General features: G+C 50.0%; 4 protein-coding genes. All 4 read right to left on the bottom strand.

The features are described from left to right. Positions 1 to 27 precede the first annotated feature (27 nt). Positions 28 to 13,623, bottom strand: a complete 13,596-nt coding sequence (locus DXC57_RS09100; RefSeq protein WP_118652232.1) for a prealbumin-like fold domain-containing protein — start codon at positions 13,621 to 13,623, stop codon at positions 28 to 30. A gap of 60 nt (positions 13,624 to 13,683) precedes the next feature. Further along, positions 13,684 to 14,628, bottom strand: coding sequence for a hypothetical protein (locus tag DXC57_RS09105; RefSeq protein ID WP_182457266.1), 945 nt, complete (start codon positions 14,626 to 14,628; stop codon positions 13,684 to 13,686). 82 nt (positions 14,629 to 14,710) lie between these two features. Continuing rightward, positions 14,711 to 18,613, bottom strand: coding sequence for a peptidase A26 (locus DXC57_RS09110; RefSeq protein ID WP_118652238.1), 3,903 nt, complete (start codon positions 18,611 to 18,613; stop codon positions 14,711 to 14,713). 104 nt (positions 18,614 to 18,717) lie between these two features. Then, positions 18,718 to 19,947 (bottom strand): DUF6273 domain-containing protein, encoded by a 1,230-nt coding sequence (locus tag DXC57_RS09115; RefSeq protein WP_147354093.1) that lies wholly within the window; start codon positions 19,945 to 19,947, stop codon positions 18,718 to 18,720. Positions 19,948 to 20,555: the final 608 nt, after the last annotated feature.

The following is a 20,555-nucleotide window of genomic DNA, read 5'->3' on the forward strand; positions in this document are numbered from 1 at the left end:
ATCGATTTTGATTTTTCTCTTATTTTTTTACTCCTCCTTGCCCTTATCATTCCTCTCCATATTCTTTTTTATATTTTCCTCCTTTCTTCGCCGTTCTGCGAGCGCCAGCCCTGCCCCAGCGCTCATACATATCAGTCCAATCACCAGTTTCCACTTCCAAATCAGTGAAATCACTTCATTCAGACGTTCTTTTTCGTCCTCAATCTGATAAGCGCCTTCCACTCCCCAGGTGGCTGATTCTCCATATCCCATCCTCGGAAGCGGCTTCATCTGTCTGCTGTCGAGAACAATTTTCCCATCTCCAGAGATCGACTCTGGCATGTGAACTGTTAAATAGCCCTCTTTCAGCTCTTCTATCACTTTCTTTGGATGTTCCGGCTGATCGTGTCCCGGTCTCCCCGACTTCTCCAGCTTCAAACGGTCATACATCCGCACAACCGTCACCGTTCCATCCTCTGAAACCGTAAATGAAACTGGTTCGGCTTTTTCGTAGCCCTCCGGTGCTTCCAACTCTTCCAGAATATAGCGGCAGCCCTCCTTTAAAATGCCCTGTATGCATTTCTCCTTTTCTTCAGAAATCCATTCCACTATTGCCTTTCCAGTCTCATCAGAAATCCTCAGGTGGGCGCCTTTTACAAATTCGCTATCTCCTTTCTGCTCCCTCCATTTCCGCTTCTCCACCTGCACTTCCGTCGGTCTGTCATACATCTTCACCTGATCGACTCGACCGTCCAGTGATACCGTAAATGTCACTTTTTCTGCTTTCCAGTACCCATCCGGCGCTGTTTTTTCTACCAGCACATAGTTTTTTCCAGCGTTTAACTTTCCTTTTATCACATGGGCGCCCCGATCAGATACCCACGAATCAACCAAGGTTCCGCCTTCCTTCTCCTCCCAGAGTTCCATCCGCGCCCCCGGCAGTTCCTTTTCTCCCGTCACACTGTATTTTGTGATTTCCACGTGCGTCGGCTTATCCTGCATGGAAATCCGCTCGACCGTTCCATCCTCGGAAACAGTAAACGGAATCTCTTCCGCATACGCAAATCCATCCGGCGCTCCCGTCTCGCGCATTATATAACTCTTTCCCGGTGTCAACGTTCCAATAATCTCATGAGGATGATCCGCAGAAATCCATGATTCGATTACATTTCCAGACTGATCCAGAATCTCTATCTGAGCACCCGGAAGCTCCGTTCCGCCCAGATCTGTCTTTGAAAAGACCAGCTTTGTCGGGGAATCTATCATTCCAATTCCATCTATCTGTGCATCGTCCCCCAGAGAAAAAATCATCTGATTCGACTCCACCTCTTCCGTTTTTCCACCGTCCAGTTCCAGCAGTTCAACCAGGCGGTATCTATTCCCACGTTTGAGCACATCACGCACCGACCGATCATTCTGATGAAATTCCCAGAGCACTGTATTTCCCTGCCGGGAGGTCCGTCCCGTGCTTCCTTTACTCTTCCACTCGATCGGCAGTCCATCCGGAGTCTGTGCCGGAACTTGTGCCCGAACCTCATAGTTTGTTCCCCACGGCATTCCTGTCAAAACAACCGATTCTTCACAAGAAAGCGTCAGGCTTCCTCCACTTCGCAGCGTTCCCGATTTAGAACCTGTGTACGAAATCAAGCCTGGAAGCTCTTTTCCCTCCGCATTCTTTAAGTATAACGTATATGTTATATCTATCTGCCTTAACAACGCCGCGGCAGTTCCCGTCACCCGCCCGGCGATAGCAATTGCGCCCGGAGATAGAATTGGATGGAAGGATTCATAGCTTTTGCCCGTTTTTCCCCATATCGTTGCCGTTACCGTCATACCAGAATGATTTTCCTGTCCGTTTTCATTTATATGCTCTCCAACCAGAACAGCCACCCGCAAAATGCCTCCTGATCCGGCTGCCACATTCTCTATATTCCAATACCAGGATTCACCTATTTGTTCCGCTCCGCCCATCGAAGCCGCTGTCATTAGTTCACACCCAGCTGGAATTTCCAGTCCAATCTTCATATTTTCTTTTTTATCTGACTGATTCCGATATGTAATTTCATATACAATTACACTTCCCGGCAGCACCGCTGCTCCGTCTTTTCCAATCGGGGAAACGGCGCGGATGCCACAAGGGTCGCTGTATTCCGGATTTCGTATTTCATGGATATATCCCAGGCCATCTCTGTTTTCCGGGATCCAGCTTTCCACTTCCCTGCCATCTGTCTCTTTCTGATGATATTCTTCCAGACGATACCTCGTTCCTTTTAATGTTCGAAGCGTCAGCGGATAATGTCCGTTCTCATCCCAATTCAGACGGAATGTATTTTTTTCTATCGTCCGGCGGCTGCCGTCACTGAACTCAATGATCTCCCGCAGTTCGAAACGATGTCCTTCCGCCACCCCCTCTTTTTCACATTTTTCTCGTTCCAGATAAGGCGCAGAAGCTTCCATCAGTGAAGAAAGTACAAATCCTTCCCCACTGTCCAAATCCCACAGAGTTCTCACCAGACGAAGCGCTTTTCTTCCCTGCACCTGCAGAGACATTATGCTGTCAAATAAACCGTCTGCTGTCTCTGTCTCCAGCGCATTTGCATCATCTCTGGCTGCGTTAATCCCCCTTCCTGTATCTGACACCGTGAAAATCATCGGTTTCTGCACAGTGTATCCATCCGGCGCTTCCAGTTCTTTCAGAAGATACGTGTGCCCGGCAATCAGCTTTCCTTCTATCACGTGTGTTTTCCCATCGCAGATCCAGGTTTCCAATGCCTCACCCGCTTCAGTGTACATACCATCCAAAAATCCCGCTTCATACACTGCCAGCTTTGCTCCTGACACAAAGAGACCCGTATCGAAATCCAGCTTGGAAATTTTGATTTTCGTTGTTTCATTCGGCACCGTCAGATCATACGTTAGCACCTCGCATTCCTTCTGATCTTCTATCTGCACCTCGTACACGCGCGGAATAAGTTGATATCCATCCGGCGGCATCGTCTCACGGACTTCGTAATGGTACGGAATCCAGCTTCCATTCTCCCCTATCGTTCCGATTGGCAGAAACGGGCTTTCCGCCTGACCGCTCTCGTCTGTCTCCATCTGAACCTTTTCTCCCGTCTCTCTGTTTTTCACTTCAAACACCGCACCTGCCAGTTTTTCCTCTGGCTTTCTCTCATCCACCTTTTCAACCCGAACCCGTCCCTGTTTCAACGTATTAACCGCTTCGATTGTCTCCCCCGAAGCAGCCGCCACCGTAAATTTCTTAGGTTCCATGAGGCGATAACCTGCCGGTGCCGAAAGTTCCACCAGATAATACACTCCATAGGCAATCGGAGAAATCCGATGCGGCTTCCAGTCCCCTGCCTTCCAGCCTGCCGGAATCTCCTGTTTTTCTGCTTCTTCCTCTGTAAATTTTCCATCCGATCCAGAAATCCAGCGTTCCACTAAATATTCTTTTTCCTGCATCAGGCTTCCATCCTGTGCCGCCCGGAAAACAGCAAGTTCTGCGCCTGCCAGATACATTGCCTCTTCGGATGCCTCTCCTGAGCTTCCCAGCTTGGAAATATAGACAGACTTTGCCCTATTTTCCAGCCCGTAAAGCTGAATTTCAGCAGTTTCTTCAACAATCACCGGCTTCGGTGCTGCTTTCTGATAGCCGCTTGGTGTTTTCGTCTCCACCAGAACGTAATAGCCTTTCTTTCTGTTCGAAGCCAAATCATTTTTCGTCGGATTCAGCGATAAATAATCAATCCGGTGAATCCCATCGGAGGTATCATAACTAACCAGAGTCCCCTCCGTCTGGTAATTCCAGCGAAAATCATAGCTATAGCCTGCTTTTCCATCCGGCTGCAGATTTTTCGTTACCTGAACAAGCACCTGCGAACCATTTCCCAGATTCCAGAGCTGACGCACTGATTCGCCCTGTTCTGTCGCCGTTTCTTCCTGTTTTTCAGCGGTATATCCACACCATGCAACCGTGTTAAACCTTGTGTGATATTCTGCATACAGCTTCTGATAGCGGGCTGCAAAGCTGTCGCTTCCTTGGCTGTAGGCTTTCGCATCTTCGGTCTTCCAGCTCGTCACCCGTTTTTCCCGGTCATAGCGCGGTGTTCCATCCGCTTCCATGACAATTCCATTTTCATCTGTCACTGCCTCGTACAGAGTCAGCTCCGCCGCATATGCATTCGGCAGACATTCTTTTTTTCCATCCTTCTCCTCATATTTGAAAAAGGCGGTTTTTATATGATCCTCCTGCATCGTGATGAGCTGCAGCTTAGAAGTTTCCTGGATTTCTACCTCTATTTGATTTGTCAGATATCCCGGAGGCGTCTCTATCTCCTCGAGAATATAATCGCCTGCCGGAATCCCCTCCCATACCATTGGCGTCTTTCCGACGGTCCATTTGGCAGTCACTGTCTTTTTCTGGTTTCTCTCATCTAGTACTGTCCAGTTCGCCGGAAGTTCCCCTTTCTTTTCCAGATAATACCCGGACGGATGTGCTTCCAAATCATCACTCGCAACTCTTTTTGCCGGATAGAGCGCTAACACGGCTCCTTCCACACTTGAAAACGTATATCCCCCTTTTCCTTCCTCCCAGGTCCTAGAATCCGATTCGTTCAAAATGCGATCATAGTCCCGGACTGGCTGCTGATATTGTTCTGGCGCGTCGATCTTTTCGATCTGCACCGTGATCGGGCAGTTAGTAAGGTACAGCTCCTGTACCTCACAGGTTTCCTCTACCGTAAGACCTGCCGGCATCCGTTTCGCATAGCCGGATGGAGCACGCGTCTCCTCTAAAATATACGTTCCCACCGGGACGCGTTTTAAAACATCCACCTGCCCATCTCTGATCCGTGTATGGAACGGATCGTTTGGCGTTTCATCCCCGGTTATCCAGCTGTTTTCCATCAGATACGCCTCACCCTGACGGTGGTACAGCGGTCGATCATCTTCCCGTTTTTCCGGATCATTTCCAATATCATAGAGTGCTGCCTTCAACTGCAGATCCCATGCATTGGCATTGTAAGCTCTGAGAAGATCGCTGTATCGGTAACGCACATAATCGCCATCCCGATCATAAACGGGATATCCTTTAATATAGGTCTGAGCGGAACGCTGGTAATAAACCGGCAGCCCATTTTCATTCAAAACCGGATTGACATGGGGCTGCAGCAGACCTCCGTCATATGTTCCAATCGTGTACTCCTGTTCCGTATCAGCATACATCGTTGCCACACGGCCGGTCTTTATCTTATCCCTGGCAATCACATTTCCATAGTGATCCTTAGATACCTGGATCGCCCACACCAATGTTTTGCCTGTTTTTTCCTCCGTCACATATGCCATTCCCGTGTACGGTTCTACCTCGCTGTCCCGGCTTCCGTCTGATGCCAGATGATAGAATTTTGTCCCGGAAGGAACGTATTCAAACCGCCTTTCTTTCCGGCTGTACACCATTTCTTCATAGCTGGGGCTTACAATTTCCAGAAATGGAACGCCGTCTTTCATCGCATAGATCGGTTCGCTGTCTTTCGGACGCACTGGTTCGCCTTTTTCGTTATAGGCATACCGCACGCCCCGGAGTGTCGTAAATACCTCCAGAGCCCCGAGATCGTAATATAAAATGTCTGTATCTTCGCGTTCAACCCGCTTGAGAATCCATCTGCCTTTCCCCTGGTCGTTGAACCGGTCATCCTGCGTATATCGTTTATAATTGTTATTTTCTCCTTTGCTATCTTCCTCCTCTTGATCTTTATCCCTCACATACAGAAGCCGGTTTCCCGAATAGCCTTTCTGCACATACATCCGGGTCACATTTCCAAACGAATCGCGCACCACATTGACACCGGCATACGCCCGGTCCTCACTGTCCCCGTTCTTCTTTACCTCGATCGCATCATACAGGCGCATCGATGCACCTGGAAGATATCGGTTGAATGCGTGCGCTGTATCTGGAACACGATGCCAGATCGCCTTTCCAGTAAAAACCTGATCCTCATAAATCAGGTCAATCCTCTCCCCGGCTTCCTGTTTTGCCCTCAGACTATCCAGCCAGCCCTTTGACCACCCATACCCAAGGAACGTTCCCGACGCATTGTACGCCAGTTCCAGATTTTCAAGACCATAACGGTTCGAAAGCTCGGTCAAAGTTCCCTCTCGCCGATCGCTCAACTTAAACAAAATCTCCGTTTCCTCCTGTTTTACTTTCGCGATTTCCAGCCGGATCGGCGTATTTCCTACATAAATCCGCGCCACATCCCCCCGGTCCTGCGGCTTATTGCCATTTGACTTCGTTCCATCCGGGTTCTGGACTGCTTCTCCGTTGCTGCTTATCCGGGTTACCATTTCTCCATACACGGCAGCTGCCACCCGCTGACCGCGCTCTCCGTCCCGATAATACGTCACTTCATCCGAATACACTTCCACCGCTATCGGTTTCGTTCTCACGTATCCTTCCGGTGCAGATAATTCACACAACACATAGGCTCCTGCTCCCAGCGGCTGCGGCGTGATCAGATATCCTGTATTCTGGTTGGACGGCAGAGTTTCCCCCAAACCACCAAAATCCTGCAGCGTCGAATAAACCTGGAATGTGCCCGTCCGCGTCCCAAAGGCATCCTGCATCACCACCTGATCGGTTTCACTGCAAATCGGAGTTCCTGCCGGGATTATGCCTGTATATTTTCCTGTATAAGGTGCTTTCCAGGGGTATTTTGACGGAATTAGCGTTTTCAAATCAACCGGCGCGATTTTCTTTGCCCCCATTGCCTCCAAAAATTCCCGGCTGGCTGTCACCTGTGTATCTTTTTCATAAAACTGCACCTCCCCCTCGCTGTACTTCGACGTGTCCCGGCTGGCGGCATAAATAGCGAACACCGCATCATCATGCAGAATATTCTCTCCCGTCTCCGAATCTAGTTTTTCAATCCGAAGCTTTGCAGCATAAAACGTATTCCGGTATTTTCCATCCGCGTAGCCGGTAAATCCCAACGCATCATAGGCGGACTCCGCCGCCGGTTCTGTCACACTGTAAGGCACCAATCCCTGAAAATACCGCCCGTCAAACCCGGTCAGCGCCCCGGTGATTGTCCTGACATGATCTTTCAGATAAAATCCCGCCGGATTGTTATCATCCGTCTTCTCTCCATACGGATATTCCACTGAATCTGCCCACCCTGCCTGCTCTGAGATCGAACCATAGCGGTAATAGCTTTCTACCTTCTCGTTGCTCCGGTACCGGCTGTTTGCATTTTCAGACCGATAAATGTCCTTGTACGGTGCCATTTCCCTCTGAGCGGGCGAAAATCCGCTGTAGTCATAGCTTCCGCCTGGATAGGAGATCGTTCCCTGCCGTTTATCCGCATCCAGACCATACTTATAAATCTCATAATTTCCATCCTGTCCATGTGCGCGGATCACATATTTCCTCAAATCCGCCTGATTTGTATCTCCCCACTCTTCATTCATCCGGATCTGATAGTTCGCCGCCAGCGTTTCCGGCGATGCCGAGGCGTCATATTGATAATCCGCTGACTTTTTTTCCGGAGATACGAGGTTTCCACCTGCCTCATAAACCGACGGGACTTCTATTTCTTTCGGCTGGTCGATCCGATAATGCTGGTTTTTGAAATCTTCCAGTGCTCCCGAATACGGCTGCTGCTCGACTGCCACATAGGTACCGTAAGGAAGGTATTTCGAAACGCCATAATAATAACCTTCCTCGGATTTTTTTAATTTTTCTGCTGACAACGTTGTTTTGTCCCGATCGGAACCTCCATTTTCCGCGCTGTCCCACTCAATCGCGTATAAATCGTCCAAATCATAGGAGAAAAACGGCTTCAAATATTCCTCTGCTTTTAAAATTGCCTGATGTAATGCTTCATCATAGATATAATCCGGGTAGCCTTCCTGTCCGCCCGATGCTTGAATGTTCTGCTTCTTTACCTCATCCTTCAAATACCAGTCCATCGCAAACTGACGGACAGCATCCGACCGTTTTGCATTTTCTATGGCTGCTTCTGACGTACGGCTCTGGTTCTGTATCGCCGCATTGTTATGATGCACCGGATCTTTTATTTCTCCGCCACCGGTTCCAAAAATGCCCGTACGGATCCACGCAAACGGCTTAAAGGATGTATCTGCTGCATCTGCCCGCTGCCATTTATCCCGGTTCGCCACCGCCATCGCATCGAAAAATTTCTCATACTGATAGCCGGAAACTTCCCGTACCGCTCCCGCTCCATCTTCCTTGGTCCGCATGACCGTCTCAAGAAGTCTTGTATATCCCTGATTGACCTCTTTCGAATCCGCGATCTGCCCGTCTTTTCCATATTCGTACAGACGTTCCTTTGCCGTCACTGCGCTGTCCCAGACATTGTTATTGACAGAACCAGCCGTCTGGGAATCTTTTTTATGAATTACCTGCGTGAAAATTTTCTGAACCGGAGCAAAGGATTCTCTAAGCAGTGGAAAATTCTTTTTTACCTCCGGCAACGAGACGACTTCCCCATCCCGGTTCATCCACACGATTTCGCCATCCGTATTTCGGTACAGACGTTCCAGATTGGATTTCAAATAGAGCTTAAAGCGGAAATTTGGCAGTGCTGAAGCGACATTTTCGTTTCCTCCCTCTTTTTCCGTAAACGGATCGGTGTGCCCACTTTCCGCATAAGTGTTATGTGCATAGGTGCCCTCCGGTGTCGTCGCTATATTTTTGACGATTTTTATCTTCTGGCGGATCACTCGCTCCAGTACACCCAGCGGTTCTTTCCTTGTCCCGGCATCCTGATAGGTGGTCTCCTGCCCCGGGTATGCCAGTGCCACCGGGACCACATAGGAATCATCCCCTATCAAGCCGGAACGTCCAGAATCGATATATGCCTTTGCCCGCGCCTGTTTTACCCACGTGTAATAGCTGGAACTGTTCATCTGGTGACCGGCAAAGAAACCATTTCCCAGCATTGCGGCTTCTTCCTCGTTCAGTGTAACCTTCTTCTCTTTCAATACCGCCTTAAATCCCAGCTCTTCCAGCACGCCTGCATTTGTTTTTTTCACGCCAAAACTGTCGGTAAAATTCGCGTTGACCCGCAGTATGTATCTCCCATCTGCATTCCGGGCTGCTGCCTGATGAACCCATTTTGTCTCCGTTACCTCCCGCTGCTGTGTTTCTGTCTTTTCCCGGTAAACAACTACCTGGATCGGCTGCCCATCCGCATCATACGGAATTTCCCCGGTTTTGTAATAGACATTTACCTCATTTTCCTTCGGAACAATCGTACCATCTCCCTCAATCACAGCATCGGTCTGCAAAAGTGCCGACGCCATCACCTGATTTCCAGCAGTTGTTTCCCTGTAATCGGTATACGTTCCAAATGCGTCCCGCTCGCGATTATTTGAATATGGTATATACACATAACGCGGACACATTTCCATATTATCCGGCAGCCACTCTGCCCGGTGAAAAATCAGGCTGTCTTTCTCCGGATCACTTCCCAGTACCATAAAATTTTCCGGTATTCCTAAAATTCCTGCATATACCGTAAATTCAAACGAATCCGAATACTCATGCACCGCGTCCAGACCGCCATAGCTGATATATGGATAGGTATGATAAAAATCCAGAATGGAAGTGATCGCGTCTCCCACTGTCATTGAAATTCCATCTTTTGTTTTCGGCACCGCAATCGTCTGAACCGGAGAACCATACACTGTTTTTTCTGCCTTTTCACCCGGCGTCACACCGCTGACGCCGTACACATCCCGCTCTCCTTCCCGGACACCCCGGTCAAATACGCCGGTATAGATACTGGAATATGCATTTCCTCCTGCTCCCGGTGTCCTCGGTGTTATTTTCGCATGTCTGCGGAGTACCCGCTCGGCTTTCCCTTTCAAATAACAAAAGTCATCCACATCAAATATCTTTGCCAGCTTGTCCGCATTTTCTTCCTCGGTCATTCCCGTTTCTGCCTGCAAAAGAACTGCTTCCACTGTCTCCGGCACAAGTTCCTGCACCCGGACCTGGCGCATCCACCCCGCCGCATACTCAATCGGAACTTTTTTATTCATCGGCGTGCCATCCGCATTGTACCTTGGATACTGATAGTCGTTCTCTGCCACTGCCAGTTCCCCGGTATAAACTTTTTCATACTCACCTGTCCCAGCTTCCACCGAAACCGTTCCTTTTCCCTCGTCTTTTCGATAAAAGCTCACGCCCTCCGGCAGCCCTGACACCACAATCTCATAAACTCCATCTTTCGTGTCCTTTGACTCTGCCGAAAAGAAAATTTCATTCGTATCAGCTCCGCCATCGCCTGCCTGCTCTTCCCCATACATCTGCATGGAAATATGGGCATATCCTTCTCCCGGTTCCAGGACCGCCGCCTCCAGATCCTGTCCCAGGTTTGTAACTGCGTGAAGTTTATTTCCAACCGAAAGTTCAAAGCCCTCGGATCGGCTTAATTCCTTGACATAATATTCCCCCATCAGAAGTGGGCGTCCAATCCAGGCATTCCCATTCTTTGACGTATTGTTATAATAAATCCGCTCCCAGGCTTTATCTGCCGTATAGTCATCGATCGCCGCATCTTGTGTATACAGATTTCCCGGCGCTTTCTTTCGCCATCCATCCGCTGCATCCGCAATTGTCCCCTTCGAATAATCATAGGTTCGCCCCGGCGCCTCTGTACATGCCAGAAACGAGGCATCGCCATTTTTGTCTGTCGTCGCCACCGCCACCAGATGATTGGCCCGGTAAACTACCCCTGTTTTCCCATCCGGATGCAGCAGTTCTTCTGCTGCAAACAAGCCATACACTGCACCTTCCAGCGTTGCATCCCCCTGTGCGTCCCCAAGCGCATTGTAAGACTCATTTTCGCCCTTTTTCAGATCCAGATCCTTTTTATTGATATGTACCTCGCCCTCTGTCCGGTGATCGTAGATCCTCCAGGCATCTTTCTCGCCGTCTGCCCCATTGCAATGGCTGAAATTGCCAGCACTTCCCGGCTCTATCGCTGAACCCACACTCGCGGAAACAAGCGCCGATTCATAGGCTGGGAAAAATAGAGACTCTGCTGCCGCACCCGCCAGTGTTTCCGTTCTTTGTGACAACTGCGGATTTTGATACAACGAAGAAGGTGAATGCCAGCTTGTATAAAAACCTGCCTCGGTTGTCAATAAATTTGAGCCGGTTGCCATATATCGCCGAATACTTGCACGTTCCGCTTTTTCTGCTTCTTCTAAATCATCATCCGCTTCATCAATAAACACAAAACCTTTCTGGACGCGATTTACCAGACGCTCCGAAATAGAGACTTTCATCTCCGAGGCAGTTGCTTCCTTCTTCTCCTGTGTCAATTTTCTGCCTTTTTCATTTATGTCCTGTTTGTTTTCACTTGTCTTGCTCCTATTTCTCCCCGCTTTGCTTCCTGTATCTTGCGGTTTTTCTCCTATCTCCGCCTCCGACGGTGTCCCTTTCCCCAGAAGCGCTGCATCCAATGCCGTAAACAGAACCACCCTCTGCGGCAAAACACGCATTTTTAACGGCCCTGGAAATGCAGGACTCTCCCCTAGAAAAGCCGCTAAATTTTCCCGGATCGTCCAGCCAGACGCACTTCGACGATCCCAGCCATTTTTTTCAGAAATTCCTGCCTTCGCCTCACTTTCTCCATTCTGATTTCCGGAAGCCTCTCCGATGCCCTGACTCCTTCTAACACTCTTCGTTCCCAGCACCACATCACGCGAATATCCGCCTCCAAAGGCTGCATTTGCCCCATGCTCAGATGCATCGGTTGTGATAATCTCAATTGGCAGGTCATCTGCATGTTCATCATGCAGAATATATCCATCCCGCGCTTTAAATTCTTTCCAGGTATAACTGTACTTCATGGAAATGAACTTCTCATACGTCTGCCCACAGTCCTCCTGGCAGCCAGACTTTGCATACGAAGTTTCCCCGTCTGCCCCTGTCATCGGTCCCGCATCGGGTGTTTCTCCCTCGGAGCCGCCGTCTGACGCGATACCTTCTATCTCCCCTGCATCGACCTCCTCCATTATCCAGTGGAAATGGACGCCCTCAAAGTCTCCGCCCGCCTTTCTTTCACATTCCTCTTCGCACAAAAGCCAGCTATTTGCCAGGCGGATATTTTCTGCCTGCGCCGCCTCAATCTCATCCTCATTGATGACTTCTCCCTCTTCGTCCTCCTCTTCCTCTGGAACAGGTACAAAGGCCGGCGCCGGATGACCGTCACAGAATGTCTTATCATAGTGATAACCGTGTTCCACTGTCTGGGAGGCGTAGCCATCGCCATCTGTTACCGCCGAACCCACTTGTCTGAAACCATCCCAGAGAACCGGCTCATCCTGATAATGACTGGCATATGGTTCTCCGCCCTCATACAATTCGGCAGCTCCGTCCCGCTCAGTATTTACCCTGTTCTTATCGTCAAAGCGCTCAAAGAAGCCAAACCGCGCCCCTTCCAGCGCTTTCCCTGTCTCATGATCGTATTTATACATCTGTAGATTATAGGTGGAAGTAAAATCCTCTTCATGCCTAAATACCTCAAACTGAATGCCTCCCTGCTCTGGTACCGGGGTTGGATCGCCCGCCAATGCAGCAAAATAATTGACCGGAACCATTCCGAGCTCCATCCATGCCATCCGCTGATGAATCCACGGATCACTTTTGGCAGGCGTTCCGCCTCCGTGTGTCCCCGAACAGGTCACACACTCCCAGATTTGAAGCGACTGGTCAATCGCCTCCTCCGCCGAAGCATATCCCCCGCCGCCCGAAGCGTATGGGGTTCCTTCCACCCGGAAACGAATCAGGGCTTTCGACGGTTTTGGATTTGGATTTTTAAATACAATCTGCGAGTCGGTTTTTGTATACGTCCATCCATCGGTCGGAACCGGGCTGAATGAAACACCGTCATTGTTTGAAAATTCAAGCGGTACAGAACGGATAAAATCCCAATCCGAGCCATCCGGCGCAAACGGCAGCGTCAGAGTCGCCGCATCTACCTGTTTTGCTGTTCCCAGCGAGGTGCTGGAAGCTATCACATCTGGAATCTTTCCGCCTCCGACACCGGTATTTTCCTTTCCGCTGCCTCCGCCAGACAGCATTCCTCCCATTTGCATGTACGCCTCACTATTTGACGCAGCTACCTCCAGCCACGGATATTTTGCCCGCACAGCTGGAACATAGAGGATCGTTTTCAGATCTTCCTCGGACACCATCTTAATAATTTCCGGTTTTCCCTGTGCTTTTGCTTCCACATTGATCGCCCGGATAAATGTATTTGCCTTTTCATCCCCCAGTGCTGCTTTGAGCGAGAGCATCGCCCAAAATACATATTTCTGTTCCTGACTGCTCAGCGGAACAGATGCCTGGGAGGGACGATTCGCTTCATAGAGATCCCCTTTTTCTGCAATTCCCCAGATCGCATAACCGCCCTTATCGATACAATAAAGCTTGTGTCCCAGCAGCGTATCGCCATGGGCTGTCGTCAGTGCTGTCTGCTGACCGATCGCAGGTGCTGCTTTCGCCGGAAAAGCCGGAAATCCTGGCAAAAAAGCCATTCCTCCCAATATAATTGCCAACGCAAACGCCATCCCCCGTTTCACATTCTCTCTGTACCGATACTCCCCCATAAACTTCCTCCTCGTTTTTACTGCCCTGCGCCCCTTAACATCGGCAGTCCCTTGTTTTCTTTATTTCTCAGTTCCCCAAACTGATTTCAGCAGTGAGATAATCCCCGTTTCATACTCCTGTCTTGGTATTTCCTGTCGTCCCCACTGTTCTTCTATCTGCCCCATCGGTGCCTGTATTTTCTCCCAGGCAGCCTCGGAAATTGTCCCCTCTCCCCGCATACTCAAGGTCAGCGCCAGCACATTGGCAAGACTGTCTGGATCCGCTTCATACTCCTTTCTTCTCTGCTCCCGCTCCTTATTCTCATAGCGGTAAAACTCCGTCTCAAAGTCAACCGGATACGTTTTCGCATTTGAAAATAGCGGCAGACTGGAGGTCGGATCCGTCGCATACCACTGTGTGCCGATCCGCACCAGGCACGCATCATGGAGATATTCCGGCGTGTAGGTCACACACTCCAGCCCTACGATCCGGCATAGGAACTGAAATTCTTCCGCGAAATCCCGGCAGACGCCAACGCCTCCTTCCAAAACCGGGAAATTCTTTGCCTCTTCCGGCGAACCGTAATGATTCTGGTTAAAACCTCCCTCTCCGTTTGCAATCCGGTTATGCACATACAGAAGACGCGTTTTTTCATCCAAATGAATCCAGTCAAAACTATTGACAAATTTCTGCAGTTCTTCGACCGAAGCCCAGCTATAATTTGCTTTCGGTTCTCCCTTCGTATTCCACCCTGGATTTGCTTCCCCCGGATAACGGACTGCCTCTTTCAGGTAATATTCCGGATCGCTGATCTCTGGGTACTGCTCTGAAAAAATACTTCCATTTCCATAAAAACTCATCTCTCCATTCTGCCACTCCCATCTCAGACTCTCTGTGTCCTTCCATTCACCGCCATGCGTCCCCTGATTGCCCGCATAAGCGCTGAAACCTCCGGCTGCGATCATGGCTGCTGCCAGTACGGCTGTACATTCCGATTTATTGGTTGTTTTCTTATCCTGTTTCATTTTTTTTACCCCCATTTTTATTCTTTCCGTGTCATTCCACTTCATTTTCCTGTTTGTCTCTGTTTTCTTCTCTCCTCCTCTCTCAGCTTCTCGTCTGTACTATTCCGTCCAGCACCCAGGAACCATCCGCATTGACTAAATTCCCATCGGGCGTGTGCGTATTTCGATACAAACGTCCCCTCATTCCATCAGATTTTTCCTGAAAATAGTAACAATGAAACACTCCATCGCTTCCCGGCAGCCAGTTCCAGCCAGTCAGCATACGCCCCTGGGTTCCATCCATTTCCTTCCAGAGATAATATGTGTTTCCATCCACATCCGTATACCAGCCGTTCACCATCCTGCCATCTGCATCAAATCGGAACCAGTCAAACGTACTCTGCCCCTTTGTCGGATCGGCATATGGATTGTGGACAGCCGCCCATTCAGAAGCATAGTTTCTACCGCCCGCTTCAAACTGCCAGCTTCCATCTGCATTCTTCCGCCAGTTTCCAGCTACTACATATTCCGGTATGGCTGCCTCATCTGCATTCTGCCCGGGGTCTGCCTGTCCTTCTGTCAGATTTCCAATACCCGCTCCTGTCAAATTACTGAACCCCGATGCCGGTCCGGTTGCATTCGCTGCACTGCTTCCTGCCGCTGCCCCCTTTCCAGAAGAAGAGCCTCCACCCAAGCCGCCACCCGAATGAGAACCTCCGCCCGAATGGGAACCTCCGCTGTATGTCTGATCGACCGCCTCATACTGAATTGTGACTGCCGCCCGGTCCGTGAAGCCACCATCCTCGGTTTTCACGGTCACATATGCCGTATGGCTGCCTGATTTTAAGTATTGACGATCAAGCTCCTGTATCCAGGAAGCCGTCGTATTGACCGTCACGGTTCCATCCGATGATACATACAGCGAATCATCACTTGCCTGATATGTCACTTTCTGGTTAAACGCCTGCGCCGGAAATACAGACGCTGCCAGCTTTTTCGCACCGGTTCCCGTCCATGCCTCCACCGGACGATAACCTGCCCCCGTCCGGGTGCGTTTGATCTCATATTGCAGCGTTTTCGGTATAAGGCTGATGCCTTCCACACAAATCTTCGATTCGTCCACTGTCCGGAAATCCACCTGTACTCTGCACGATGCCGTCTGCCGGTTTCCAAGCATATCATCGCCGATCACTGTCACCTTCGTCGTGCGGCTGCCGGAAGCTGTCTGTATTTCATACGGTGTATTCACATGTCTGCCCTGATCTGCCGCGATCAGATCCCGGATCCATTTTGCATCCTTTTTCGCCTGCACACCGGCCGACTTGTCCTCGCCGTCCACCGAAATCAGTGCTGCGTCACCGACAGTCCACGATATATCTTTCCGGTCAAAATAATCGGGTGTGAAAGACGCACTCAAGACCTGCGGTGCCGTAACCCGGATCGTTTCATCTGGATGTTTCCGATTTCCGTTTAATGTCCGCACCACCTCAAATTTCAACTGATCCTGATTTAGTGCCGCACCTTCATTGGCTACATAGGTCTGATCCTTGATCTGGAACGTAACCTCAATCCGCGCATTTCCCCGGCACGGCTTCCCATCAAAGCTCGCCGCCGGTTTCGTCTCTGCCGTCAGCACCGCTACGCCGCCGTTCTGATACCCTGCTCCGTATATGTCGCTTCCGATCGCATACTGGTATCCGCGGTCTGCCTGCTCTTTTTCCAGTTTCCGGACTATATCAGTGATAAACGAACTATTTAAATTTACCTGGACTGACGCGCTCTTTTTCGTATAACCACTTTCCTCATCGTCATTTGGAAGTAACGTAATCAAATCTGAATCATCGATACTCCAGCGCACCGATGCATCCGCCACATCATTATTCCGATCCACAATCGCCTGCACCGTCACCGGCTGTACCTGTGTTCCCGCCTGCAGATTTCCATGGATGTACGTCGCAATTAATTTTCCATTTCCATCCATCACGCGTGTGACTTTCGTCGGATGTTTCCGGTTTCCGGTCCGCTCCTGCACCACCTGGAATTTCGTCACGCCCGGCGTCAGCCCGACCGAAACTGCCACCTTTTTATAAACCGCCGACACCTGCGTATTTTCCTCCGGCATCGTAAAACAATACTCGCCGCCATTTACATAAGTAGTATCTTTCCGGCTCTTCCCACGCGTGTACGTCGGAACTCCCTCCATCTGAAAGCGCGCTTTTTCCGCCTGCTTTGCCGAGGTGCTGACCGTCACCGTCTTTCCCGGTGCCACCGCACCTCGATGTTTTTTATCGAGTGTCCGGTAATACGCGCCATTTCCCCGTGCTTCCAGCACTGCCACATCGTAATAATTCGTTCCATTGGAGACGGTATCGATCTGCGGAATCGTAATCAGATAACCACGGACCGGGCGTCCCGCATCATTTGGTGCAAAATGGTCAAGATCGTACCCGACCGACTCCGCATCCATCTCCCCGCCCAGCTCTTCATCCACAATTGAGAGAATCCCCTGTTCCAGTTCTTCATAAAAATATCGCTCGTCCACATCCCGCGTGACACCACCGGATACCAGCGTGAAGAAATTGTCCTTCGCGTGGGAATATCCGATGTGCGCCGCGTATGTATACTGGTTATCATCTGAAATGCCGCTTCCACAAACATTGTTTGCGATTTTCGCCTCCGTATCCGCAAACAGGTACACGATGTCATCCCCATATTTAAAATAATTAGCTGGTGCGCGGTATCCGATGAAGGTTCCTCTGTGTCCGGCAGCCCCGGTTCCCGACTGACCGATCGTTCCCTCAAACCGCCCCACTTTCAAGTCTCCGCTGATTCGTTCTCCAACGAGTCCTCCGACATTCTGGCTGCCAGAACCGCCGATCGTGCCATTTACATAGGTATTGTAGAGAGCCGCCCCATTCTGAAGCCCCACGATTCCGCCGACAGTCGCATCCGTTCCCTGAATCCGCGAGGTACTGTTATCCCCGGTGCGGACCTGGCAGTCAATGATACGAGAATCATCCGCCGCTTCCCCGGCGATTCCGCCCGCAAGCGCCTGCGCTCCGGCTGCACGTCCCGTCGTTCGGACAGTTACCTGTGCCATTCCGTTTTCCACCGTGCTGCCTTCCATGTGCCCGATTATTCCACCGACCGCTCCGGTTCCTTCCACATCGCCTTTTACCTGACAATTAAAAATCTTGGAATCCTTCGCATTTCCTGCCAAAATTCCCACCTGACGCACTCCTTTGACCGGCTTTCCTGGTTCCAGCATCAGATTTCGGATCTCCGCCCCATCCAGCGCACCAAAGAATCCAACATTCGGCGAACTGCCTCCTGCAAACCGGAAATTTGAAATCTTATAACCGTTTCCATCCAGATTTGCCGTAAACGGGTGCGTCACCTCCCCTGAAAATTCCGAATCATCCCGGTAATAACCGATCGGATTCCAGTCCATTCCTCCCAGATCGATGTTCGCCGTCAGCTCAAACCATGCGCCCCGGTAATCCCCCACGATCTCTTCTTCCACCTCGCCGTAATCCGGCTGCATGCCAAACGCCGCCAGGAAGCTAAGTCCCATCAGCTGATGTTTCGTGCGTATCTGATACGGTTTTTGTTTCGTTCCAAGTCCATGTGTTCCATCCAGAAAGCTCAAATCCGCCACATCCCAGTTTTCCCAGAGATTTCCGAGGCTGGCGCTGACGCTAACGCGCGGCATGATTAATTGTGAAGGAGTTGCCTCTATGACTTTGGAAGAATATAATTCAGAGGGAGTTGCCCTCACATCCGCATTCATAAGCTCACTGGACGATGCAGCCAGTTTCTGCCATTCTTTCCGCCTTTTTATGGCATCGTCTGTATCATCTAACTTTTCCTTCCTTTCCGAAACAATCCCCAAATCCCAATCCTCAAACACAAACCCGCTCGCCGCAAACGCCGGCAGCGTCGCCGACAAAAACATCGTCGTCATCACCGTAAATGGAATCACTTTTTTCATCTTCTTTTTCCCCATACACGTTCCCCTCTTTCCCCAAACATTAGATTGATTAATCTCTTTCCTAATCAAACTGCCAAACAGCTTCACTCCCGCTTTCCAAGCTCAACAAGTATTCTTTTTTACATCTGTGACAGTGCAAATGCCGGACGTACTCCATATGTCTCACTGTCCGTCCTCACCGGACGCAGACAGCCATTTACCAGGTCAACGCCATAAATCTGCTGATTATAAATGAATTTCCCGTTTTCATCCTGCAAATAAAAAGGCGTCCGCAGATAATATCCCTGTGAATAGGCACTGACCTGACTTTGTGGGTTATCATCCCCGGAATCAAACCGCCATAGATATTCCCGGTACGCAAGTGCCTCTTCCAATGACAGGCAGAAAAGCTGGTCGTTCATAAGCTGAAAACCAATATCCTGACGCGCCAGTTCCCGCCCGGACGTCTGCGAAAATGCACCAGCCGCCGTGCTTCCCATGTACGCGGTCTGGATTCCCGTATGGATCGGTTCCAGACAGAAGCTGCTGTTCTGACTGTTTTTCTGCAGCCATGCGCGCACCTGCGAAGTTTTATAATTATTGTCTTTGCCAAACGAGAAAATGTTCATCTTTTTTCCCGGTGCCGTGTCCACATCCGCCCGGATCACGCGGTCACAGAGAAACAGCGCTGCTTTCCGGTGTTCATTCTGCCAGTCATGGTAATCGTCGTCGATACAGGTAAATGACAAAATCTCTCCGCCCACCTCGCGCAGCTGGACATCGCCCTCCTTCCAGATCACTTTTTCGGGCATTTCACTTTCACTCCAATCCACGCTTCCACAGCGGTCACAGATTTGATCCCCGTTTTCATCCAGGTGCCCCAGCGCCGGAAGGCGCTCTATCTTTTCTTTCTGACATCGTCCGCAGACATACACTGCCCGCCCATTCTTTAAGCAATCATTTTCCTCCCACTCCCATTGGCTCCACTGATGCGTACAAGTACGGTCATCCCAGTTTCTCCGCACCCGGATGCGCGTGATGATATATTCCTTTCCATCCACCGAAAAGGAATCCTCTTCCACCTCAGAATAAACCGCGTCGTATTCCACCCCGATTGTTTTTGCCGATGGTGTAAAATCCTGACCAATCAGATAAAATTCATGCCACGCTGCATCCCCGATCGCAGATACCAGATTCCGGATCCTGGCATCATTTTCCGACTGATTTTGAACGGTCAGACCGGTGTGGCTGCCCGATACCGCCGCATCTTCGCGTCCGAATATGGTGCACTCCGCCTCCCATGCCCTCTGTTTCCATCGTTCCAGACGTTTCCGAAGCGCCAGCATGACAGTATCCTCCTCTGCTCCCATTTCTGGGACCTTGCCGCCTCTTTCATATTTGATATAAATTTTTTCAGTTCCTGTTCCATACAATTCAAATATTTGCGGTGACTGTACCGCTGATTTCCAGATATGCCCGTCGCTCCCTATGATTTGCTCTGGGAAAGATACGTTCAGGGAAGTTCCTTCCAAAACTTTGCCCGTCTGCGTATGAAATATAAGATGATTTGCATTCTCAGCATCTATAAATGAGACGCTATAACCGACTATGACAGCTGTTTCTGCCTGTTTCACTGCATTTTCAGCTGCCAGCGCCATTCTACCGGATGAAAATATCAATATCAGTGATATTCCCAAAATGGTACCATTCCGGCAGCGACGCCCTTTATGAGCCCCCATGTTTATTTTTAACAACTCAAACCTCCCCCCTCAAACCTTTTTCACATCTCTTTTCTTATCCTCTTTCGCAAGTTATATAAGGTTACTGTTCACGCATACGTGCCCAGTAACGGAATTTGCCGTGGCTTCGCATTTAAATACGGCAAATTCCTGCTGCCACCACGTTTTCTTACGGCACTTTCGGTTCCAAAAGTGCCTACCTGTGAACAGTAACTATATAAGTTCTAATTTGATTCAAA

The sequence above is a fragment of the Clostridium sp. TF06-15AC genome (assembly GCF_003481165.1).
Lineage (GTDB): Bacteria > Bacillota > Clostridia > Lachnospirales > Lachnospiraceae > Otoolea > Otoolea fessa.